A 23,640-nucleotide genomic window follows, 5' to 3' on the forward strand; every position below is an offset into this window, starting at 1 on the left:
ATGGGATTCTAACATTATCTAAAATCTTTGGCTATGATTTTGTGTTTAGAACGCCACTCAAGTCTAAATAAAGAGAAATGCTGATTTTCAGCATTAACTCATATATAAACCACCATTTACATGCAAGGTTGTGCCTGTAATGTAAGCCGCATCATCAGAAGCTAAGAAAGCAACGGCTTTAGCAATATCTTTGGCTTCGCCTAAACGACCAGCTGGAACATTAGATAAAATACCCGCTTTTTGTTCATCAGTAAGCACTTCTGTCATATCCGTTGCAATAAAACCAGGTGCAACCACATTTACTGTAATACCACGTGCAGCGACTTCTTTCGCTAAAGATTTAGAAAAACCAATCACACCCGCTTTTGCCGCACAATAGTTAGCTTGTCCTGGATTACCCATTGAACCCACCACTGAACCAATATTGATGATACGACCAAAACGTTTTTTCATCATTGAACGTAACATGGCTTTAGAAAGATGATACACCGAAGTTAAGTTAGTTTGCATAATATCAAACCACTCATCATCTTTCATACGCATCAATAAGTTATCGCGAGTAATACCTGCGTTATTCACGAGAATATCAATATCGCCAAAATCATTTTTAATTTGCTCAAGTAAAGTTTCGATAGATTCTTTATCTGTGACGTTTAAAACTAAACCTTTACCTTTATCTCCTAAATATGCAGAAATTGCCTCTGCACCTTTTTCAGATGTTGCAGTACCAATTACAAACGCACCTTTTGAACTAAGTTCTTCTGCAATCGCACGGCCAATACCACGGGTAGCCCCTGTCACTAAAGCAATTTTACCTTGCATTTTTTCTTCCTTTTACGCTAAAAATTCTTCTACGGCATTAAATGAGACAACATCATTTACAGATATTGCTTGTAAATCACCCACAATGCGTTTGGTTAAACCATTTAATACTTTACCAGGTCCCACTTCAACAAGCGCTTGAACGCCATCTTGCGCCATTTTTTCAACTGTTTCAGTCCAACGAACAGGGCTATATAACTGACGAACAAGTGCGGTACGAATTTCTGCACCTTCAGTTTCCGCTTTCACATCAACGTTATTTAATACCGATGTTGTTGGTGTATTAATTTGAATATTCTCAAGTGTTACCGCTAATTGCTCGGCTGCAGGTTTCATTAATGCACAGTGAGAAGGTACGCTCACGGCTAATGGCAATGCACGCTTAGCGCCCGCTTCTTTACATAATGCAGCCGCACGCTCAACTGCAGCTTTCGCACCTGCAATAACTACTTGGCCTGGTGAGTTAAAGTTCACAGCAGATACGACTTCGCCTTCCTCTGCTTGTTTACATGCATTGATAATCGCATCATTATCTAAACCAATAATCGCATACATTGCGCCAGTGCCTTCAGGCACAGCTTGTTGCATTAATTTTCCGCGCAATTCCACTAATTTAATCGCATCTTGGAAATCCAACACCCCAGCACAAACCAAGGCAGAATACTCACCTAAGCTATGACCTGCCATTACTTCTGGTTTTAATTGAGGAAACTTTTCTTGCCATACGCGATAAATGGCTACCGATGCCGCTAAAAGTGCGGGCTGAGTTTGCCATGTTTTATTGAGTTCTTCAGCAGGGCCTTGTTGAACAAGATGCCATAAATCATAACCAAGTTCATCAGATGCTTGTTTAAATGTTTCGGTAACGATTGGATATTCAGTGGCAAGATCAGCAAGCATACCGACAGTTTGAGAGCCTTGACCTGGGAAGACCATTGCGAATTTTTTCATTATGTTGTTATCCTATGTTTTAATTAAAAATATTTTTCGTTAATTGAAGTCAGGATTTCGCCTGACGGCGACCTACTTTTCTTTGCTTGTGCAAAGCAAAGTAGGCAAAAGAAACACACCCCAATTAAATCGCTGATCTTTGCTTTGTTTCAATTTTCTTCACGGCAATTTGCTGAACTCGCTACGCTCAAACAGACGCAAATTGCCTAAAAATTGAAAGTCACAAAGGCGATTTATATGGGGCCAAAATTTAATCAGAGCATTATTTAAAAAATGCAGTTGATTTTGAGTTCATTTTTAGAGTGAAAAACATTTTGAATTTTCACCGCACTTTACATCGAAGAAAGAACAAATCGGGTTCCCTTCTTTGCCGCCTGAAAAAATAGAAATTTGTAGGAAATTTGCGTCTGTTTGAGCGTAGCGAGTTCAGCAAATTTCCGTGAAACAAATTTCTATTTTTTCAGGAAACAAGGCAAAGCAGGGTTGCTTTTCTTTTTGCTTACTTTTTCTTTGGCAAAGCAAAGAAAAAGTAAGTCGCCGTCAGGCGAACCCCTGACACTTAACACAAAAAGTGCGGTCAATTTTTACCGCACTTTAAAATTATCAATAATTATATCAAATCAACTAAAATCTCACTAATGCTGACCCCCAAGTCCAACCACCGCCAAAGGCTTCTAATAACAATAACTGCCCACGTTGAATACGGCCATCTCTAACAGCCTCATCTAAAGCAACAGGCACAGTAGCTGCACTGTTGTTAGCGTATTTATCTAGCGTTACCACCACTTGCGACATATCCATTTCTAATTTTTTCGCTGTCGCTGTAATAATACGTAAATTTGCTTGGTGTGGCACAAGCCAGTCTAAATCTTTTTTATCTAAATTATTTGCTAAAAGTGTTTCTTCCACCACATTTGAAAGTTCACGAACTGCCAGTTTGAACGTTTCGTTACCTTGCATTTCGATATAACCTGATTTTTCTACACCACGTTCAGGTTGAGCTAAAACAAGGGCATTATGTTTATCTGCTGAAGCATGTAAATGAGTAGAAATAATCCCTTCTTGTTCACTCGCTTCAAGAATGACCGCTCCCGCACCATCACCAAATAGCACAACAGTGCTGCGATCAGTTTCATCTAATTTTCGAGAATTAAGATCTGAGCCTATCACTAAGGCTTTTTTCACCTTGCCGGCACGAATAAATTGATCGGCTACGCTCAAGGCATAGACAAAACCAGTACAAGCTGCAGCTAAATCAAAAGAAATCGCATCATCGATATTTAATAAACCTTGCACTTGGCAAGCCGCACTTGGATAAGCGTGCGAGTTACTTGTAGTGGCAACAATAATCAATTCAATATCTTGAGGATTAATCTGGGCAGCTTCGATCGCATTTTTTGCCGCTTCAAATCCCATTGTTGCAACAGTTTCATCTGCCGCTGCGATACGACGTTCACGAATACCGGAACGAGTGACAATCCATTCATCTGATGTATCAACCATTTTTTCCAATTCCGCATTGGTGCGGATGTAGCTTGGTAAATAACTACCAGTAGATAAAATTCTGCTATTCATAATAAATAAAAATTAAGTCATTAATAACGAGCAAGCCCTGCCAAAATTTTTTCTGGAAGTTGCAGGCGGGCTTGTAAGGCAGCATCGGCAATGGCGTGCGCAAAAGCATTCACATTTGCGCTACCGTGACTTTTTACCACCACAGCTTTTAAGCCAATAAGTGATGCGCCATTATATTCATCAGGGTTAATGCGTTTCAAGCGTTGATAACTTTGTTTGAAAAAATATCGCATTATCCACGCCAAAATCGGTTTTAAACGCGATACCTTAGATTGATTTTTAAATAAAGACAACAAATTTTTTGCTGCCCCCTCAAGGGTTTTTAACGCGATATTGCCAGCAAATCCCTCACTAACAATAACATCCACGCGACCATTCAACAAAGCATCGCCCTCAATAAAACCAACATAATTAAGTGCGGTAGATTTTTCTAACAAATTTGCGGCTTCGCGAATAGATTGATGTCCCTTAATGGCTTCTACACCAATATTTAATAACCCAATGCGCGGATAAACAAGATGAAGATGATTTTCTGCAAAAATCGCGCCCATTTGTGCAAATTGATAAAGATTTTGCGCATCACATTCCACATTTGCGCCTAAATCTAACATCACCGATTTTTCACCATTTATCGTAGGAATAAATGAAATTAATGCAGGTCGAGCAATCCCTTGTAAAGGTTGTAACAAAATTTTTGATAATCCCATTAACGCCCCTGTATTGCCAGCACTCACACAACCTTGCGCTTCACCACGTTGCACGCTTTCTAGTGCTAAACGCATAGAAGTTCCCTTGCTATGGCGCAATGCATAAGAAATAGCTTGGTTATTATCAATTTTGTGAGAACAATGTTGAATATGAAGACGATCTAAAAGTGATTGAGGGCAGTTTTCAAGTAAAGGGGAAATTTGTTGCTTATCGCCAAACAGAATAAGAAAAAGCATTGGATCTCGTTCCAACGCCAAAAGGGATGCGGGGATAGTAATACGGGGACCAACGTCCCCGCCCATCACATCTAACGCCAAGGTTAGACGGTTCAAGTGAACACCTATAAGTAAAAATTACTTATTGATCACTTTACGACCACGATAGTAACCGTCTGCAGTTACGTGGTGGCGTAAGTGAGTTTCACCGCTTGCTTTATCTACTGATACAGCAGCAGTTGTTAAAGCATCGTGTGAACGACGCATATCACGACGTGAACGAGATTTTTTGTTTTGTTGAACAGCCATTGGCTATACTCCTAAATTTAATTTACTTTTGCTTTAAATTAGCTAATACAGCGAACGGGTTCGGTTTTTTTGCCAATTCTTCAGGCAATTCGCCAAAAACCTGTTCCTGCGCGGACACTTCACAGTGTTCAGATGAATGCATTGGGATAAGCGGTAGAGCTAAAATAAGTTCGTCTTCCACTGTACCAATTAAATCTATTTCGCCAAACGCATTAAATTCGATTGGTTCATAAATTTCGGGCAAGTCATCAGCCTGATCCCAATTAGCCACTGGACTATAAATAAACTCACACTCCAATGTTTGTTTGTAAGGCAAATTACAACGCTGACATTCAAGCTCGACATCAACCTGTACTTTACCTTTCATCACCACTAATTTTTGTGGATCAACATAAAACGATAATGTTACCTGTGCATTGCTGAGCACATTTACTACTGATTCCGCCAAACGCTCAAGCTGATTTGCAGCATAATAGCCAACATAATCAAGCCGTCTTTGAGCATCTTTTATGGGATCAACAGTGCGGGGTAGTTTTACCTTTTGCATAGGGCGTGAATATTACCTGTTGTTTCGAAGATAGTCAAAGAGAAATCGTGGATTTTCTAAAATTTACGCTGTAGCAACCGCACTTTTGACTCAATTTTATAATTTTCATCTTAGTTCACATCGATTTCATTTACAGGAACATCCAGAAGCAACGCGATTAACGCGATTAAAAAAACACCGCAAACAGCTCAAAAAAAAAACAATCAAACTAAAATAGGATAAAAAACATACACCGCAAACATAAAAATGATCTAACATAACAAAACTTTTTTTAGCGCATAAAATAATACCCCAAAAAATATCCTACTGAGAACGGTTATCAATGAATAGCCTATCAATACATCTCAAGTAAGAAAATCAAAAGGAACAAAATAACTATGAAATATAAAAAATCGTCGTTTCTCTTTGTTATTTTACTTCTCGTTCAAGCGACAACTGGTGAATCTGCTGCTGTGGATGGACAAGTTCTTGAAAAACAAAGGTTCACAGCGGTAGTAGCCACAAAAAATCAAGAAAATAAAGGAAAAGTATTAGATTATAGTGCAAAGGATGAACCAATTAATGCCTTGGTTGTTGCAGCTTATGAAGGGAAAAATGAAGTCACTGTTAAGGGAAATGGAACAATCAGTGATACTATTGCTAACCAAACTGATGTAGCAGCATCAAAATGGAAAAATTTTGATGGAACGGAAGTGAAAGCACCAGAACACTGGACGATAGTCAAAGAAAAACCTATAGGCTATGTGAGCGCAAATAGATATAAGTTACAAAGTTCTGCTGAAAATGCAGGTCTTCTATTAGCCGATGAAAGCTATAAGGGGCATAATGATATTACCTTAGAAAATGTATCGATTAAAACTATAAATTCTAGGCATTCTATCTTTGGAAACCAAACATCGAGCACAAGTGGTAGGGGAATGTCTGACACGACAATTACTTTTAAAGGGACGAACTATCTCTTTACAGATGCATCTAAGGTGACTAATAAGGACGAAATAAATGGTATTGAGTTTTTAAAAAACGATAACACTCTGTTTAATGGAAAACAATATAGCCATACCCATATCAAATTAGAGAAGGATTCTACCCTTAATATTTATACAGTATCTGGTACGACAAAAGCGCGTGGGATTGGTACCACCCATTATAAAAATGTAAATATAAAAAATACGGGGACTAGGACAACTGTTATTAATCAAACGGAAATGGATTTTTATGGGGCTGTAAATATCAAGGTAGACCGTGGTAACATGATGAATGCAGAAAATTACGGTGTTTATACAGGGGGGTTACCGGAAAGAGCTGCTAGTAGTGATGAGGAGCCTGAGGAATCTTATGATCGTGTTACTTTCTATGGTGATGTGAAAATAGATGTGCAACCTGTACTTGATGAAAACGGAAAACAAAAATCTATCGGGGATGCGATAAATATAGATAGTAAAAACAGTAAAGTTGAAATTAAAGGAGATGGAAAGGTACAAATCGACGGAGATATTCACGCCCTAAATGGTGGTGAAATGGAGTTAAACTTAAAAAATAAAGATTCTTACTTCCACGGAGAAGCTCATATTGGTAAACAAAAATATAGTGGAGATCCTGATAATCCTAATAATCCGCCTCATGGACAACCTCTGTTTCTAGAAAACCGTGATGGTCCAGATCCTGATAAAGCTAATACTAAATTTAATTTTACTATGACTAATGGAGCACGATGGGATGCGACGAACACATCGAAAATTAATAATTTTAATATTTCCAATGGTGCAACGGTCAACTTCGTCAATCCTAAGCGGAATATTAATATCTCCGTGGAAAATTTGAAAGGTGATGGTGGTACTTTCAATATGCATGGAAAGATTGCTGATTTTACTAGTGAGAATAAAGGTCAAGGTATAGCTGATAAATTAATCGTTCGTAAATCTAGCGAGGGCGATCATAAAATAATCTATAAAGATGATGGAACTGCGCCTACGAAAGGAAATGAATATATAAAGCTCGTAGAATATGTCACAAAAAATAAAGACGATATTAAAGGGCATTTCAAGTTAATTAATGGCACCACTGATCAAGGGGCCTATGAATTTACATTGACGCGTCCAAATGATTCTAAACTTGTTAAAATTGAAGGTAAAGATGAAAACGAAGTAGTTCGTGATGACTTTTACCTAAATCCTACAGGTCGTTTAAGCACTGGTGCACAAGGTGCGGTAATTTTAGGCGATATTATTTATCAATCTAATTTGACTTTAACTGAAAGTTTACATCAACGCTTAGGCGAAATTCATTTCAATAAAAATATCACCAAACAAAGTCAGATTTGGGCAAAAAATATTGATGGCCAATACGTTAGTAAAGGAAGTATTAAAGTTAGCGGATATACCAATAACTACCTAGGCTTAAAAATTGGCTATGATTGGATAAACGCAAGAGGAAATTGGATAAATTATAATGGTCTCTCATTTGGATATATCAGTTCCGCTGCAAAATCACAAACATATCCAGGCAAAATTAAACTTAATGGCACAGAATTAGGCTTATATTCTTCTTGGTTAAACAAGGAAAACGACTGGTATTTTGATTTCTTTACGAAAGCAATAAGTTATAGTGGCGGTTATGACTTAGTTAGCCCGTCAAAAAAATCGGTTAAATCCCCGACAATACGCACTTTTACTTATATACTTTCCGCAGAAACAGGGAAACGGATTAACTTAAGTGAAACAGCTGAACGTGTAATCTATTTACAACCAGAGGCTCAATTATCCTATCATGCTACAAAAGGATATGATTTCACAGTATCAAACAAGCTAATGGTTGAAACGGAAAAAGTAAGAAGTTTAGTAGGACGAATTGGCTTTAGAGCCGGATTAGATTATTTCAACGAAAAAGAGATTCACCCTTATATTAAACTCATGTATAGACGAGAATTTCTTGGTGAAATGAAATATACGTTTAATAAAGTGGCCGTTGAGAAAATATTAAATAAAGGTAATTGGCTAGAATATGGATTAGGCGTGTCTTATATGAATAAAGCTAAAAATACCCAAGTTTATTTTGAAGCACAAAGCTCAACAATTCACCGCTTCAAACAAAATTGGCAAGCTCATATTGGCATAAGATACTTGTTCTAACTAATATTTTACTGTGGCACACGCTTTCAACGTGTGCCAATTTTTTACCTAGGCTATTAAAATAACGCCCCAAAACCACCAAAAAAGTTGGCACATTGATAAAAATTGCTATAATCACGCCTCTTTTTTAACAAGGAAAGATAATAATGACTTCAAATTCTTATTGGCAACGCTTGAAAGTGGCATTTCAATATGTCATGCCGCAAATTTATTTAACTCAAATTGCAGGCTGGTTTGCTAAACAAAAATGGGGTGTGCTAACCCATGTTGTAATTAAAGCTTTTGCGAAAAAATACAACATTGATATGAGCATTGCGCAAAAAGAACAATTTTCTGATTACGCAAGTTTTAATGAATTTTTTATTCGCCCGTTAAAAGAAAACGCGCGTCCAATTAATCAAAATCCTACCGCACTTTGTTTACCCGCAGACGGTCGCATTAGCGAGTGCGGTCATATTGACGATAATCTTTTATTACAAGCTAAGGGGCATTTTTTCAGCCTAGAAGACTTACTGGCAGAAGATAAAGAATTAGTGGAAACCTTTAAAAATGGTGAATTTGCCACTACTTATCTTTCTCCTCGTGATTACCACCGAGTGCATATGCCGTGCGATGGCACGCTACGTAAGATGATTTATGTGCCGGGTGATTTATTCTCTGTGAATCCATTTTTAGCCCAACATGTACCCAATTTATTTGCGCGTAATGAACGCGTGATTTGTGTATTTGATACTGAATTTGGCACGATGATACAAATTTTAGTCGGCGCAACCATCACGGCAAGTATTGGCACAACTTGGGCGGGCGTGATTAATCCACCACGCCACAATGAAGTGAAAACTTGGGAAGTGAAAACTTGGACTTATGAAGGCGAAAGTGCGGTCAAATTATTGAAAGGTCAAGAAATGGGTTGGTTCCAACTTGGTTCGACAGTAATTAATTTATTCCAAGCAAATCAAGTGCGTTTGGCTGATCATTTAAGCGTCAACGAACCTGTTCGCATGGGCGAAATCTTGGCATATAAAAAATAATTTTTAACGAAAGGAAAACATCAAATGAATTTTGAACAAGTAAAATTAGCAAGCATTTCTGAAAAAGGTAGCTACGGGATTGGTTTGCAAATTGGCCAACAATTAGCCGATAGCCAAATGGAGATCACTGTTGAAGCTGTGGCAAAAGGCATTTTTGACGCGTTAAACCATAATCAACCTGCATTAGACATCAATGAGTTAATGCATTCAGTTCAGGCACTTCAACAACAAGCCGCTGAAGCACAACAAGCACAATTTAAAGCAATTGAAGAAGAAGGCAAAAAATTCTTAGAAGAAAATGCGAAAAAAGCGGGCGTAAACGTAACCGACAGCGGTTTGCAATACGAAATCATGACTGAAGGCAATGGCGCAAAACCAGCTGCAACAGATAAAGTGCGAGTACACTACACAGGTACATTACCAGATGGCACCGTATTCGACAGCTCTGTGGCTCGTGGCACACCAGCTGAATTTCCTGTAAACGGCGTAATTCGTGGTTGGGTTGAAGCATTACAAATGATGCCAGTTGGTTCTAAATGGAAACTCACTATTCCACACGAACTTGCTTACGGTGAACGTGGGGCTGGCGCATCAATTCCGCCATTCTCAACACTCGTATTTGAAGTGGAATTATTAGATATTCTTTAATCGAAAAATACGATACCAATAAAGGCAAAGTCATAAAGGTTTTGCCTTTATTGTTAAAATAATGTTATTATTTTGTCCGACAAATTTCATTTGTCTTATATCGCAAGTTTTGTGTATAGGAAAATGGGCACTTCTTTTTTCACTGCATTCATTATTTATACCTTTCTTGCAAATCTTTCTTTTCAATAAATTTAGGTTATCTTATGAAAGAGATTTGGCTACAATTTAAACAAAATTACTTAATTAAATACTGGAATCCGATTGTCGCAGTGACTGCAGCGGGTTTGCTTTCCGCTTATTACTTTGGGGTAACAGGCACTTATTGGGCTGTGACAGGGGAATTTACTCGGTGGGGAGGACATGCATTACAAGCATTAGGCGTTGATGTATCTGAATGGAGTTACTACAAAATCATAGGAATGCAAGGTAATATCTTCTCACGTGTTGATGGTGTCATGATCTTAGGCATGTTTGCAGGTTGTATTTCTGCGGCACTTTGGGCAAATAATGTAAAATGGCGCAACCAACCACATAAACGCCGGATTGTTCAGGCTTTAATTGGAGGTGCATTAGCAGGATTTGGTGCACGTTTAGCAATGGGATGTAATTTAGCTTCACTTTTTACAGGTATCCCACAATTTTCGGTACACGCTTGGTTCTTCACTATCGCAACAGCAATAGGTACTTATGCTGGTGTAAAAGTCACATTACTACCAATATTTCGCGTTAAATTAGAACTGAAAAAAGGCGCAGCAAAAATAAAAGAAACAGATCCTAAACAAGCACAACGCCGTTTCTGGATTGGTATGATTGTATTTTTTGCTTATCTTATTGCTTCACTTTATGTAATGACTCAATCTATTAAGCTTGGTTTTGCTATGCTTTGTGGTTTGGCTTTCGGGTTATTAATTGAACGAGCTCAAATTTGTTTTACCTCAGCTTTCCGTGACTTATGGGTAACTGGGCGTGCTTATATGGCAAAAGCTATTATTTTTGGAATATTAGTGGGCACAATTGGTGTATTTAGCTACATTCAACTTGGCGTCTCGCCTAAAATTATGTGGGCTGGCCCCAATGCTATTATTGGCGGTTTATTATTCGGCTTTGGTATTGTACTCGCTGGTGGTTGTGAAACAGGTTGGATGTATCGCTCAATGGAAGGTCAAGTACACTTTATGTGGGTTGGCTTAGGTAACGTAGTCGGATCAACTTATCTCGCCTATGTTTGGGATGATATCGCTCCTGTTTTAGCACTTGATTACGAAAAACTTAATTTACTAAAATCTTTCGGTCCCGTAGGTGGCTTACTTGTGAATTACGGTTTATTAATTTTATGTTTAATTGCCGTTGTCTGGTGGGAACGTCGTTTCTTAGCCAAAGCAAAATCTCAAATAACCGCACAAACTGGCTGTGGATGTAATTAACCAAAAGGAGCATAATCATGGCATTTACTATTGTTCAAAAATTAGATAAAGATCCAAAAGACATTTCACCCGATTATACATTAGATACGTTAGGCGAACCCTGCCCTTACCCCGCTATTGTAATGTTAGAAACCATGCCACAATTACAAAAAGGTGAAATTTTAGAACTATTAAGCGATTGCGCACAATCTATCAACAACATTCCTATTGATACTAAAAATCATGGCTATACACTGCTAAGTGTAGAGCAAGATGGAACAAAATTGCGTTACTTAATTCAGCGTTAATAAATGGCTCCGTAAGGAGCCATTTATTATCTACCAATAAAATCAAATTAATCTTCGCCCCAAACCTCTTTAGCGATTTCTTCGCGTGTAGCATAAATGCCCGTATCCCACTGGATAGGATACATTAATTGATTGGGACTAGGGAAGTGTATTTAACTATGCCACGATCACCAACAATAGCATTCAATTTCTTAAAATGCTCAATAAATAGATGATTTGAATACCTACATCTAACTGAGCTTGGACTAACTTTGTAATTGCTTGATCTTCAATCTCAGTTAATTATTCACGAGAGAGCTCACCTTATCCAAATTTTAAACGAGCCTCTTTTAATGCTTGTGAGCGTAAATAAAAGCCTACTGTGGCTGCATGTAATGGGAGTTTTTTTGATATTTTACTTCCTTATTTTATGATTTAATTAAAAGAATTCTAACGTATTTTCTACACCCCTTCTATTTTTCACTAATTCCTTGTGAACAAGCATAAGCCGAGCTCCAAGCCCACTGGAAGTTATAACCACCGAGCCAGCCTGTCACATCCAATACTTCACCAATAAAATATAAACCGCTTACTTGGTTGCTTTCCATCGTTTTAGAAGAGATCACTTTGGTATCCACCCCACCCATTGTCACTTCTGCTGTACGGTAGCCCTCTGTGCCATTTGGGGTAAATTCCCAGTGATGAATAAAATCCACCAAATTTTTTACCCGCACTTTGCTGATGTTAGCGATAACTTCATCTTGCACAAGGCCTTGTTCAATCCAAAGTTCAACCAATTTTTTCGGAAGTAATCGAACCAAGATGGTTTTCAACATTTGTTTTGGCGAAGATTGTTTTGCTTGATTAATTTCCTCTTCCACATTGTGGGTCGGTAATAAATCGATTTCTACTGACTCAGTAGGCTGCCAATAATTGGAAATTTGCAACACCGCAGGGCCTGAAATACCACGATGAGTAAACAAAAGCTGGTTGTGAAAAGATTTTCCGCACTGTGCTGTGATCGTGACTGGCAAACTAATACCTGAAAGTGCGGTTAAAAATTTATCTGTTTCTCGATACGTAAAAGGTACCAAACTCGCGCGCGGAGGAATAACTGGAATGCCAAATTGTTCCGCGATTTGATAGCCAAATGGCGTTGCGCCAAGCCCTGGCATAGAAAGCCCGCCTGTGGCGACAATCAAATTTTTACATTGCCATTGGGTTGAATTTACCTGTAAAACAAACCGCACTTTTTCATCATTTTGAATCTGTTCAACTTGAGAAACTTCGCTACGCAATAAAATCTTAGCACCATATTTATCACATTCAGATTTCAGCATTTCAACGATTTGTTCTGCGCCCTCATTGCAAAATAATTGCCCTAATTCCTTTTCGTGATAAGCAATCCCCTGCTCCGCCACTAAAGAAATAAAATCCCAATTGGTATAACGAGCTAGTGCCGATTTGACGAAATGAGGATTTTGTGAAAGATAATGAGCGGGCGTAACCTCTAAATTGGTGAAATTACAAAACCCACCGCCCGACATCAAAATCTTACGTCCGATTTTTTTGCCGTTGTCGAAAACTGTCACCGACTTCCCTAACTTAGCCAACTGTGCCGCACAAAATAATCCTGCCGCACCTGCACCAATAATAATGTTTTCAGAATATTGGCTCACGGATTTTGCCCTTTTTCACCACGTTGTAAAAAATCCAACATCTTCATTCGTTGAATAACTGAACGACGATCCACTGCCGCATTACCTGAATCTAATAATTTCTGTAAATAGGCACTGGCTTGTGGATATTGGCGATTTTCTAAAGCAATTGTCGCTAACAAAGAAAGGCTCGATACTTCATTTTTATCTTTTGCCAACGCTTCATTCAAAAGTTGTTCTACTTTTGGAGTCACTTGCTGGCCTGCTTGATAATAAAGTGCGGTGGCTGCCAAGCCTAAAATATTAGGTTTACTGCCTGATATTTTTTCTGCATTAGAATAAGCCACAAGCGCACTATCAAATTCATTATTCTGTACATAGGCTTCCCCAAGTTGAAGCCAAGTTTCCGCATTATTCGGATCAGTACGCAGTTTATTTTGGATTTTCTCAATCACATTTTCATTTTTGTGTTCATCATTCATTTCAACATTTTGATTATGTTGCTCAATCATCGATTGCTCGCCTTGTTGAACACGACTAAAACGATCAAGAGAAAAATAATAAGCGGTTGGAATAGCGATGAGTAAAGTAAAAAGCACAAAATAAATTTTGCTATTCACTTTTCCCCTAGAAAGTTTACTTGGCTCCCCTTGCTTGCGGGGGGAGCTGCCAAAGGCTGAGGGGGGGAAAATTATTTCATCATTCTCTAGTTGTTGTGCAACCACTTTTTCTGAAAACTGTTTTTTTCTATTTGAGAAATAAAGCAATGCGGCCGCTAAAATTAAAAGAGCCATTGGCAATAGCCATAACAACGCCGTATTCCATTTGAATGGCGGTTTATAATTCACAAAATCACCAAATCTAGCCGTCATTTGATCGATAATTTGCTGATTACTTTTGCCCTCATCTACCATTTTGTACACTTCAAGACGCAAGTCATAAGCGATAGGAGAATTAGATTCCACCAAATTTTGGTTTTGACATTGTGGGCAGCGCAAAGATTTTGCCAACTCTACGGCGCGAGTACGATCATCTTGATTTTGGAATTGATAAGTATCCACCATTTCCGCTTGGGCAAATAAGGAAAATGCGAATAAAAGTGCGGTCGCAAAAAAGACTGTTTTTTGTACCCGAGTAAAAATATCTAATAGGCTTTTCATTTGTTCTTCAATGCTTCAATTTTTGGCAAAAATACCGTTTGCCAAGTTTCTTTATCCAGTAAACCAGAATGGCGATAACGAATTACACCATTTTCATCCACAAGATAAGTTTCTGGTGCGCCATCCACGCCCAATTTTAATCCCAATTCACCATGACTATCATCAATGGTCAAGACGAACGGATTGCCCATTCGCTTAAGCATTTCAATGCCATTTTGCGGATTATCGCGATAATCCACGCCCACAATAGGCAACGTTTTTGCAATCTCAATCAACAGGGGATGTTCTTCCTTGCAATAACCACACCAACTGCCCCACACATTTAATAAAAATGGCTGTTTAGGAAAATCTTTCGGGCTTACGATTTGTGATGGCTCATGTAAATTAGCCTGATAAAACTCTGGCACAGGTTTATCAATTAAAGCTGACGCAATTTTTTTCGGATCTTGATTTAACCCAGCAATTAATAATATACACACGCCTAAAAGCACAAAGAGCGGTGCAAAAAAGATAAGTTTTTTGTTCATTATTTTTCCTGTTTTCTGCGTAATCCGAAAACGCTACAAAGTGCGCCAAAGGCCATTAAAATACCGCCAGCCCAAAGCCAACGAATCAGTGGTTTATAATGTAAGCGGAAAGTAAATTCTCCTTTGCCGAGAGAATCGCCCATCACAATATACAAATCCCCCCAGAAACCGCCATCAAGCCCCACTTCACTCATTGTCATTGTTCGCACATCGTAATAACGGCGCTCTGGTATAATTTCTGCATAAGGCTTGCCGTTTTCAGTTACGTCAAAAAAGGCAACTTCTGCCGTAAAGTTCGGACCGATTTCATTAGAAAATTGACGATAGTGAAATTCATATTGCCCCAATTTTTGACTTTGTTGCGGCGCTAAACGCACACCAACTTCACTGCCAAAATAACCGCTCATGACTGCGCCAATGGTAACAATCGCCACGCCACAGTGCGCTAAAATCATACCAAATTGAGACAAACGAATTTGCCGCCAATTTTGCCATAACGTGACGAACAAAAGCCAAATCGCAAGAGTTAATAACACAAAGGCGAAAGCATGGAAATGTAATGCAGAATTATTTCGTAGCTGTTGCCAAATCATCAAGCCAGCAAGAATTAAAGACGGGATAAGCAACCATACACAACGTATCAATAACCTGCGTTCAAATTGCGTCCGACGGATGGTAAGGGAAACCACCATTAGGATTAAAATCACCGTAATAATTGGGAAGAAAATACTATTAAAATAAGGACTTCCCACCGAAATTGATCCCCAATTCATCGCTTGGAATAACATCGGGTAAAAGGTGCCTAAAAAGGTAGAAACAGTTGCAATGGTCAGCAAAATATTCAGTAATAAAATGCCACCCAATTTAGAAACGAACTGAAATTTCACCGCACTTTCTGATGAACTGCCCGCACGCAAAGCGAATAATCCAAAGGCTAACACCGTCAAAACAAAGAAAATTAATAACAACACATAACCGCGCGTGTTATCCAATGCAAAAGCGTGCACAGAAGTGAGTGCGCCAGAACGAACAATAAACGTACCTAATACGCTAAAGGCAAAAGCAAGCAGAGAAAAAAGCGTTGTCCAATAACTAAATACGCCTTGTTTTTCCGTCGCCATTAAACTGTGTAATAACGCCAAACCAAGCAACCAAGGCATTAAAGAGGCATTTTCTACGGGATCCCAGAACCACCAACCGCCCCAGCCGAGCTCGTAATATGCCCACCACGCACCAAGCACAATGCCAATGGTTAAAAATAACCAAGAAAACAACACCCAGCCACGCATTGAACGTGCAATTTGTCGTGCTGATTGGTTATAAATCAACGCACTCAAACTCATGGCAAAATTCACTGCAAAGCCCACATAACCAACATATAACAACGGCGGATGGAAAATAAGTCCCACATCTTGCAACATTGGATTGAGATCACGACCTTCTGCTGGTGCAGGGAAAATACGTCCAAAAGGATTGGAATAAAATAAGATAAACACCGCAAAGCCAAAACAAATCAATCCCAATAAAGATAAAGATTGAGCTGAAAAAGTGCGGTCATTTTTTCGATTAAAAAAAGCAAAAGCGGCAAGCCATAAACTCAATGAAAATAACCAAAACAACATTGAACCTTCATGTCCGCCCCAAGTGGCAGCCACTTTAAAAAATGTAGGTAATTGGGAATTAGAATGTGCTGCTACATATTCAAGGGTGAAATCATCCACCGCAAAAGAATAAGCAAGCAAACCAATTGAGAACGTCGTCGCAAGGGTAAAAATATAACTAAGCGGCCAAGCGGCATTAATTAAAGTAGGATTTTTTTTGAATAATCCAAATTGAGGCACTAACGCAAGAAAAAACGCGCTAGCTGTTGCGAGTAAAAGAAGGAAAAAGCCAAGTTCTGGAAGCATAATGTCGTCGTTTTTTTCGTTGATGCGCAAATAAAGTCGCTAATCAAGTATTTTTCATTAATAAAATTAAAAATAGCACCTTAATAGGTGCTATTGTACTTATAAAAATTAATGATTAAATTCAGCACCTAAACAAGGGCGGATTTTATTTAACATTTCTTTAATTACGCGTGATGGTGCGGCGATAATATTGCCGCTGCGTAAGTAGCCATTACCAGCATCAAAATCACAGACTAAACCACCCGCTTCACGCACGATTAAATCGCCAGCTGCGCAATCCCATGCTTTTAAGCCCATTTCAAAATAACCATCAATACGATTTGACGCCACATAGCATAAATCCAATGCGGCAGAACCAGTACGACGGAAATCCGCAGCATCTTCAATTAAGGCATTCATCATTGCAAATTGAGTTGGCATTAATTTTGGTTGTTTGAATGGGAAACCAGTCGCTAAAATTGAACCTTGAATTTCGCGTTTACTATCTACACGCAAACGTACTTCGTTTAATTTTGCGCCTTCACCACGCACAGCGGTAAATAATTCATTGCGGATTGGATCGTAAACAACACCAACTTCAGTGCGATTTTTTACACGAATTGCGATAGACACGGCAAAATGAGGAAGGCCCGTCATAAAATTACGGGTACCATCTAGTGGATCAATCACCCATTGCACATCGCTATCTTTGCCTTCAATTGCGCCTGTTTCTTCCGTAATAATTGTGTGGTCAGGATAAGATTTACGAATAATTTCAATGATTTCTGCTTCAGACGCTTTATCAACGTTTGTCACATAATCATTGATACCTTTTTGGGTGCTTTCAATAGCATCACGGCGTTCATAATTTTTAGCAATCACATTGCCCGCTTTTCGTGCCGCACGAATTGCAATATTTAACATTGGATTCATATTTCCACCAGATTTTAAAGAACAGAAAAATTCCGCGCCATTATAACGAGATTTGCCAAAATAACCAGTTGAAAATTATAAAACAATGGTTTTTATAGGTTTTCAGGAAAACTTTACGATACAGATCGCAAAAATAGTATGAAGTGATTTTTCTACTCATTATTTACCATTAAAGTGCGGTAGAAAATTGGAGCGTTTTATGCAGAAAGGTGTGACATTAGTGGAATTATTGATTGGGTTAGCAATCATCAGCATTGCGCTGAATTTTGCTATTCCCTTATGGCAAACGGATTCACCTAAAACGATTTTAGCCAAAGAGCAACATCGCCTATATTTATTTCTACGCCAAATTCAGGCTCGGGCAGAAAATTCATCGGAAGTCTGGTTTTTACTTATCAATCGTAACCTTGCTACACAACAATGGTGCTTAACGGCACAAGTAAAAAACGATCAAACTTGTGATTGTTTAAACCCAACAAACTGCCCGAAAGAGGCCTATGCTCATTTTTACTATCCTTATTTTCCTAAAAAAACGATGATTCAAAGCCATTATATTTATCCCAAAGAAATCACGCGGTTTTATGGTGCGCGTAATACCAATGTTACTCGTTGCTTTATTCTGCAAGCGGAAAATGAACGTACATTATTTTCATTTTTCAATGTTGGCAGTATTCGTTTGAAAACCAATCAAGCGGCTAGTGCATGCAATCAATCATGAAAACATTATTAAAAGGACAAACCCTATTAGCACTGATGATTTCGCTGGCGTTGTCATCTTTATTATTGCTAAGCATTTCGCATTTTTATGTGCAAATACAAACTCAAAACCAACACATGTTATTGCATTTAAAACTACAAGCAGAATTACAGCGAACATTACAGCTCATCGGTAAAGATCTTCGGCGATTGGGATTTAGAGCATTAAATACAAAAGGAACAGAAAGCAATTTATCTTTATTTGAATTAGATGAACAAGGCACTGCCATTTTCATTAGTCAAGAAGATAACGCCCCACCTAATAGCTGCGCGTTGTTCTTTTATGATTTAAATAAAAATGGTTGTATTGGCAAAGATTCACCAAAAACCTGTATGAAAAATGGGAAAAATACATCGAAAAACAGCACTGAAGAATTATTTGGTTATAAAGTGAGTAACAAAATGATAAAAACCAAACTGACTTATCAAAGTGTTATTCCTACTAATTGCACAGCAGAAACTTGTAAACGAGCTTTTCAACAAACCGCTTGTAACGCAGGAGGCGGTTGGACAGATTTATTAGATAACAATGAATACGAAGTCACTACCCTACAATTTAATTGGTTAATTGAAGGCAAAGGATTAGAAATCAAGCTAAAAGGAAATTTAAAACAAACCCCAAACATCAGTTATGAAACATCCCTTGTCGTTGCGCTCTGGAATCAAAAGTAACGGAATCAAAAATAATGACAATACAAAAAGGCATTATCACGCTGACTATTCTGATTTTTATTTCAGGCTTATTAACTGTAATCCTATTATTAGATGACAGTCATTTAAGTTTTTTTCGTGCGCAACAAAATCAACGAAAACACTATGTGGAAAGAACATTACAACTGCAAAAAATAACAGAGGAGAAAAAACAAACTGCCTGTATTGATTTACCCTTAAATAATAATGAAAGTGTAAAGCAAATCAGCATCACGCTTGAGGGCGCCAGCGATGCCATTCAATATTTTCTTTGGTGTGAAAGAATGAGTCTATTTAAAAAATCGCCCACAAAAGGCGATAATCAAGGTGCATTGAAAGATTTTATTCACACAGAAAAACTCACAAATTTTCGACCGCACTTTTCTTCCCCGCCCAATATTTTAAACGCGAATAAAACACCTAAACTTTATTGGTTTTCAGATTCACAAGCGGAAATTGAAATTAATAGTACCGTATCTGCTGTATTAATTGCAGAGGGAGATTTAAAACTAACGGGCAAAGGAAGGATTAGTGGCGCGGTACTCACCAATGGAAATTTAACTTTAGATGGGGTGACGTTGGCCTATGGCAAATCTGTCGTAACAACCTTAGTGCAACAATATAGTCAATGGCAGCTGGCAGAAAAAAGTTGGAGTGATTTTAATGTTCAGGATGAATAAAGGCATGTCGCTCACTACCCTATTATTTTCTTTGGCTTTATTTAGCGTTTTATTTATTGCTTTCAATCAATGGACGGAAAGCCAAAGAAAAAGTGCGGTGAAAACTTATCAAGATTTTCAAGCGATACAGGTTGCGGAGAGTCAAGCTCAACGCCAATTTTTAGGACTAGCTTGTGAACAATTGATACAACAAAATGGCTTAACTTTTCGCGTTCAATGTGAAAATGAACGCGTGATTGTGCGTTATCCTATGGGTGAAATTTCGATAAAAACTAAGTAGAATGGCATTGTCTTTTTCTAGATTAAATCATCAAAAGGTCGCCATTGTGTTCATTGTTTATTATTCCAATCAACTCGAAAAACAAAAAGAAATTCTTTCTTCCTTATTCAAATCATTACCGCCGGAAGATCCTTTTCAGCAGGATATTATCTTGGTGCAAAGCCCGGGTATGGCACAATGGCTGCAAATTGAATTAGCGAAAGAAACAGGCATTTCAGCGAACCTCAAATTTCCTATGCCAGCAAGTTTTATTTGGCAACTTTATGCTCAAAATTTACCCGCAACGGCATTGGAAAACCCTTTTGATAAAGATTCAATGACATGGCGCTTAATGCGATTAATCCCAACTTTTCTCGAGAAAGAAAGTTTTTCACCTTTACGCAATTATTTAGCGTCCTCGCCTCATTCTGAACAATACAAACTTTATCAACTCAGCAGCAAAATTGCCGATTTATTTGACCAATATTTAGTTTATCGACCAGAATGGATTTTTGCTTGGGAAAAAGGCGAAGATGAACAAATCACTGCTCAAATACAAAAGCAACAACCTAACCTAAACAATACGTTGTTTGAGCAAATTCAAGTCAATACAAAATGGCAAGGTGAGTTATGGCGTGCATTGGTTGTCGATGTTAAATCAGATGTGGGTGATGCCACACATCGAGCGGCTTTGCATAACCAATTCTTAGCCTTGCTTGCCGATAAAAAAGCACCGAAAAAATTACCTTCGCGCATATTTATTTTTGGTATTCCTGCGCTCCCAACTGCTTATCTCAATATTTTGCAAGCGATGTCATCAGAAGTCGATATTCATTTATTTTTTAATAATCCATGCCAAGAGTATTGGGGAGATATTAGCGATTTACGCCTCGATTATTTGCGTTCTCGTCAGCGTTATCAATTCAATAAACAAGATGAAAATCAACCGCTCTTTTCCGAAGATCAACTTTCTCAACTAGAAAACGCTCAATTTGATGTCACTTATCAAAAAGAAAACCTTCAAGTAGGTAATCCGTTACTGGCGGCTTGGGGAAAAATGGGGCGAGATTTTCTCTATATATTGGTGCGAGATGAAGAACATATTCCAACTTATCCCATCAATGCCTATCAAGAAATTAAATCGAACGGTTTACTTGGACAATTGCAGTCTCAAATTCTGCATTTAGAAAATAAACCGCTAAATATCGCAAAAAATGACCGCACTTTAACCTTACATTCTTGCCACAGCAGCATGCGTGAAGTGGAAGTCTTGCACGATTATTTACTAGATTTATTCAATCAAGATCCTACCCTAACGCCAAAAGATGTAGTTGTTATGGTGGCAGATATAAACCAATACACACCTTATATTCAGGCAGTTTTCGGACAAAAAAATGGAGATGCTCCACAAATTCCATTTTCACTTTCAGATAATAAACTTTCAGAAAGCGATGTGTTGGTCTCAAGTTACTTAACTTTATTACGCTTAAAAGAAAGCAATTTTAGTGCAGAGGATGTCTTGGCATTATTGGATATTCCTGCGATGCGAGAACGATTTAATATTTCTCTTGCTGATTTACCATTAGTGCGAGAATGGGTGGCAGATTCAGGGATTCGTTTCGGTTTGCAAAAAAATCAAGATGGCATCAATTTCAATTCTTGGCAGGCTGGATTAGAACGAATGATGTTAGGCTATGCGATGCGTGAAGAACACGGCATTTGGCAAGATAGTCTGGGGTTAAACAGCAGCTATGGCTTAAAAGGTGAACTTGCTGGAAATTTATCGCACTTTTTCACTGCACTTTCCTCGCTGCATGAAACCCTGCAACAAGCACATTCTATCGAAAAATGGCAAGAAATTTTAACCGCACTTTTATCAGATTTCTTCATACAAAATGAAGACACAAGTGACACGATTTTCTATATTCAAGAGAAAATTAATGAATTAGCTGAGCATCTAAAATCGCTCCATTTTACTGAAGAATTACAAGCAGATGTGATTGCCGATGTCATCACAATAAAATTAGAAGATTCACCAAATAGCCTCAAATTCCTTGCAGGAAAAGTAAACTTCTGCACCTTATTGCCAATGCGTTCAGTGCCATTTAAAGTAGTTTGTTTACTTGGAATGAATGATGCGGATTACCCTAGAACACAAACACCAAACAGTTTTGATTTAATGCAATATCATCATCAAAAAGGCGACCGTGTTCGCCGTGATGATGATCGCTATTTGTTCTTAGAAGCCTTATTAGCCGCACGTAATTATTGCTATATCAGCTATGTTGGGCGTTCCATTACAGATAATCAACCGAAAGAACCATCCGTATTGGTAAGCCAACTGTTGGATTATATTAATCAAGGTCAAAGTGAAAATGTCCTTACCGTCATTGAACATCCAATGACCGCATTTAGCCCAGATAATTTCAAAAACAACGAAAAATTTACCCGCTCTTTTGCGACAAAATGGTTGCCAATAGCACAATTTGACGCAACAGCTAGCAATTCAGAATTTGCCGTCACTATGACAGAAAACCCAGAAAAAATCGAAGAAATTGAACTGGATCGTTTAGTCAGCTTTGTGGAAAACCCAGTGAAATTTTTCTTTGAAAAACAACTTGGTGTTTATTTCCGCGATGAAGATGATCATATTGCTGACAGTGAAAACTTTACCTTAAATGGCTTGGATAATTATTCGTTTAATAATGATTTAATCTATATGGATGAACAAAATTTTGCTGATTATTTTAGACAAGCAGAAGTAAAAGGCGTGTTACCTCGAGCTGAATTTGGAAAAGTTTATGCTGAAAATATTCGAGACAATGTTTTGGAATTTAAAAAGAAAATAGCGGATCTTGGCGAAGCCAAACATGCTTCTATTGATTTAAATATTGCCGTAGATTGGCAAAATAAAAATCAAGAAATTCGTCTATTTGGTTATATGGAGCTTTTATTTGGCGATGATTCACAAGTCATTCACTGGCATTTTGCAAAATACAAAGATCGCTATTGTATCCGTCCTTGGATTTATTATTTGATTCAATGTGTCACACAAGAAAATGCGGTGCCAGCAAAATTAATTACGCAAGATAAGGTTATCGAATTACCGCCCATTGAGCGTGAAGTCGCGCTTGCTCAATTACAAACTTATGTAAAAGATTATTTACAAAGTCAAATTGAAATCCAATTGGTGCCAACCATAAGAAATATTAATGATTTTATTGTAGACGATGAAAGTGCGGTAGATTTTGACAACGTTTTTGAAAAACTTCAGGAATTAACTGAAAGTAATGGTTTCGGGTCAAAAGCCGATCCATATTGGTCACGCGTATTAGTGCAGACCTCAAGATTTAAACAACCTGAAAATATTGAAAAATTATTAACACAAACAAAAGATTGGTTTGGCTTATTATTCGTACAAAAGAAGACAAGAAAGGCATAAAGCTAATCGTCAAAGAACCGATTTT

21 protein-coding genes are annotated in these 23,640 nt (G+C 38.0%); 10 read left to right on the forward strand and 11 right to left on the reverse strand.

Annotated features, from left to right (window positions below; all coding sequences use genetic code 11):
- Positions 1–93: 93 nt before the first annotated feature.
- From fabG to yceD, 6 genes are all read right to left on the reverse strand, one after another.
- Positions 94–822 carry a 3-oxoacyl-ACP reductase FabG gene (gene fabG / locus DV434_RS00220; protein WP_005627320.1) on the reverse strand — a complete coding sequence of 243 codons (729 nt, stop codon included), beginning with the start codon at positions 820–822 and terminating at the stop codon, positions 94–96.
- A 12-nt stretch (positions 823–834) separates the two neighbouring features.
- The gene (gene fabD, locus DV434_RS00225) at positions 835–1,773 is read right to left on the reverse strand and encodes an ACP S-malonyltransferase (protein WP_118811377.1); all 939 of its coding nucleotides are present in this window, start codon (positions 1,771–1,773) and stop codon (positions 835–837) included.
- Positions 1,774–2,397: 624 nt separating this feature from the next.
- The gene (locus DV434_RS00230; protein ID WP_118781900.1) at positions 2,398–3,348 is read right to left on the reverse strand and encodes a beta-ketoacyl-ACP synthase III; all 951 of its coding nucleotides are present in this window, start codon (positions 3,346–3,348) and stop codon (positions 2,398–2,400) included.
- A 20-nt stretch (positions 3,349–3,368) separates the two neighbouring features.
- Positions 3,369–4,388 carry a phosphate acyltransferase PlsX gene (gene plsX / locus DV434_RS00235; RefSeq protein WP_118805282.1) on the reverse strand — a complete coding sequence of 340 codons (1,020 nt, stop codon included), beginning with the start codon at positions 4,386–4,388 and terminating at the stop codon, positions 3,369–3,371.
- A gap of 21 nt (positions 4,389–4,409) precedes the next feature.
- A complete protein-coding gene (rpmF, locus tag DV434_RS00240; protein ID WP_005544470.1) occupies positions 4,410–4,580 on the reverse strand; it encodes a 50S ribosomal protein L32 in 171 nt (56 codons plus the stop codon).
- Between the two features lie 22 nt (positions 4,581–4,602).
- A complete protein-coding gene (gene yceD / locus DV434_RS00245; RefSeq protein WP_118811378.1) occupies positions 4,603–5,127 on the reverse strand; it encodes a 23S rRNA accumulation protein YceD in 525 nt (174 codons plus the stop codon).
- A gap of 377 nt (positions 5,128–5,504) precedes the next feature.
- Between yceD and DV434_RS00250 the strand changes: the two genes are divergently transcribed.
- The 5 genes from DV434_RS00250 (at position 5,505) to yedF (ending at position 11,645) form a co-directional block, all read left to right on the forward strand.
- Positions 5,505–8,255, forward strand: coding sequence for an autotransporter outer membrane beta-barrel domain-containing protein (locus DV434_RS00250; RefSeq protein ID WP_118811379.1), 2,751 nt, complete (start codon positions 5,505–5,507; stop codon positions 8,253–8,255).
- Between the two features lie 146 nt (positions 8,256–8,401).
- Positions 8,402–9,286 carry an archaetidylserine decarboxylase gene (asd, locus tag DV434_RS00255; protein ID WP_192881457.1) on the forward strand — a complete coding sequence of 295 codons (885 nt, stop codon included), beginning with the start codon at positions 8,402–8,404 and terminating at the stop codon, positions 9,284–9,286.
- 24 nt (positions 9,287–9,310) lie between these two features.
- On the forward strand, positions 9,311–9,934 hold the full coding sequence (locus DV434_RS00260) for a BamJ family beta-barrel-assembly machinery protein (protein WP_118784968.1): 624 nt from the start codon (positions 9,311–9,313) through the stop codon (positions 9,932–9,934).
- Positions 9,935–10,137: 203 nt separating this feature from the next.
- Positions 10,138–11,358: a selenium metabolism membrane protein YedE/FdhT gene (gene yedE / locus DV434_RS00265; RefSeq protein WP_032825576.1), complete on the forward strand. Its 1,221-nt coding sequence runs from the start codon at positions 10,138–10,140 to the stop codon at positions 11,356–11,358.
- 17 nt (positions 11,359–11,375) lie between these two features.
- Positions 11,376–11,645 (forward strand): sulfurtransferase-like selenium metabolism protein YedF, encoded by a 270-nt coding sequence (gene yedF, locus DV434_RS00270; protein WP_005627337.1) that lies wholly within the window; start codon positions 11,376–11,378, stop codon positions 11,643–11,645.
- Between the two features lie 452 nt (positions 11,646–12,097).
- On the opposite strand, the gene DV434_RS00280 is transcribed toward yedF, so the two are convergent.
- The 5 genes from DV434_RS00280 to suhB form a co-directional block, all read right to left on the reverse strand.
- Positions 12,098–13,303, reverse strand: coding sequence for a BaiN/RdsA family NAD(P)/FAD-dependent oxidoreductase (locus tag DV434_RS00280; protein ID WP_118784967.1), 1,206 nt, complete (start codon positions 13,301–13,303; stop codon positions 12,098–12,100).
- A complete protein-coding gene (gene nrfF, locus DV434_RS00285) occupies positions 13,300–14,442 on the reverse strand; it encodes a heme lyase NrfEFG subunit NrfF (protein WP_118784966.1) in 1,143 nt (380 codons plus the stop codon). Before nrfF ends, DV434_RS00280 begins: the two co-directional genes overlap by 4 nt.
- Complete coding sequence (locus DV434_RS00290) at positions 14,439–14,969, reverse strand: DsbE family thiol:disulfide interchange protein (protein ID WP_118775275.1); 531 nt, start codon at positions 14,967–14,969, stop codon at positions 14,439–14,441. The genes nrfF and DV434_RS00290 overlap by 4 nt, the downstream gene beginning before the upstream one ends.
- Positions 14,969–16,876, reverse strand: a complete 1,908-nt coding sequence (gene nrfE, locus DV434_RS00295; RefSeq protein ID WP_118784965.1) for a heme lyase NrfEFG subunit NrfE — start codon at positions 16,874–16,876, stop codon at positions 14,969–14,971. Before nrfE ends, DV434_RS00290 begins: the two co-directional genes overlap by 1 nt.
- A 108-nt stretch (positions 16,877–16,984) precedes the next feature.
- On the reverse strand, positions 16,985–17,788 hold the full coding sequence (gene suhB, locus DV434_RS00300) for an inositol-1-monophosphatase (protein ID WP_118784964.1): 804 nt from the start codon (positions 17,786–17,788) through the stop codon (positions 16,985–16,987).
- A 199-nt stretch (positions 17,789–17,987) separates the two neighbouring features.
- Here suhB and DV434_RS00305 point away from each other — a divergent pair, with 199 nt between their 5' ends.
- Genes DV434_RS00305 through recC form a run of 5 tightly spaced genes read left to right on the forward strand, consistent with a single transcriptional unit; the run spans position 17,988 to position 23,615 of the window.
- Complete coding sequence (locus tag DV434_RS00305) at positions 17,988–18,506, forward strand: type II secretion system protein (protein WP_118784963.1); 519 nt, start codon at positions 17,988–17,990, stop codon at positions 18,504–18,506.
- Positions 18,500–19,216 carry a PulJ/GspJ family protein gene (locus DV434_RS00310; protein WP_118785006.1) on the forward strand — a complete coding sequence of 239 codons (717 nt, stop codon included), beginning with the start codon at positions 18,500–18,502 and terminating at the stop codon, positions 19,214–19,216. The genes DV434_RS00305 and DV434_RS00310 overlap by 7 nt, the downstream gene beginning before the upstream one ends.
- A gap of 14 nt (positions 19,217–19,230) precedes the next feature.
- Positions 19,231–19,914, forward strand: coding sequence for a DUF2572 family protein (locus DV434_RS00315; RefSeq protein WP_118784962.1), 684 nt, complete (start codon positions 19,231–19,233; stop codon positions 19,912–19,914).
- Positions 19,907–20,194 carry a DUF5374 domain-containing protein gene (locus DV434_RS00320; RefSeq protein WP_192881461.1) on the forward strand — a complete coding sequence of 96 codons (288 nt, stop codon included), beginning with the start codon at positions 19,907–19,909 and terminating at the stop codon, positions 20,192–20,194. Before DV434_RS00315 ends, DV434_RS00320 begins: the two co-directional genes overlap by 8 nt.
- A 46-nt stretch (positions 20,195–20,240) precedes the next feature.
- Complete coding sequence (gene recC, locus DV434_RS00325) at positions 20,241–23,615, forward strand: exodeoxyribonuclease V subunit gamma (protein WP_118785005.1); 3,375 nt, start codon at positions 20,241–20,243, stop codon at positions 23,613–23,615.
- Positions 23,616–23,640: the final 25 nt, after the last annotated feature.

This window comes from Haemophilus haemolyticus, from assembly GCF_003493685.1.
Taxonomy (GTDB): Bacteria; Pseudomonadota; Gammaproteobacteria; order Enterobacterales; family Pasteurellaceae; genus Haemophilus; species Haemophilus haemolyticus_O.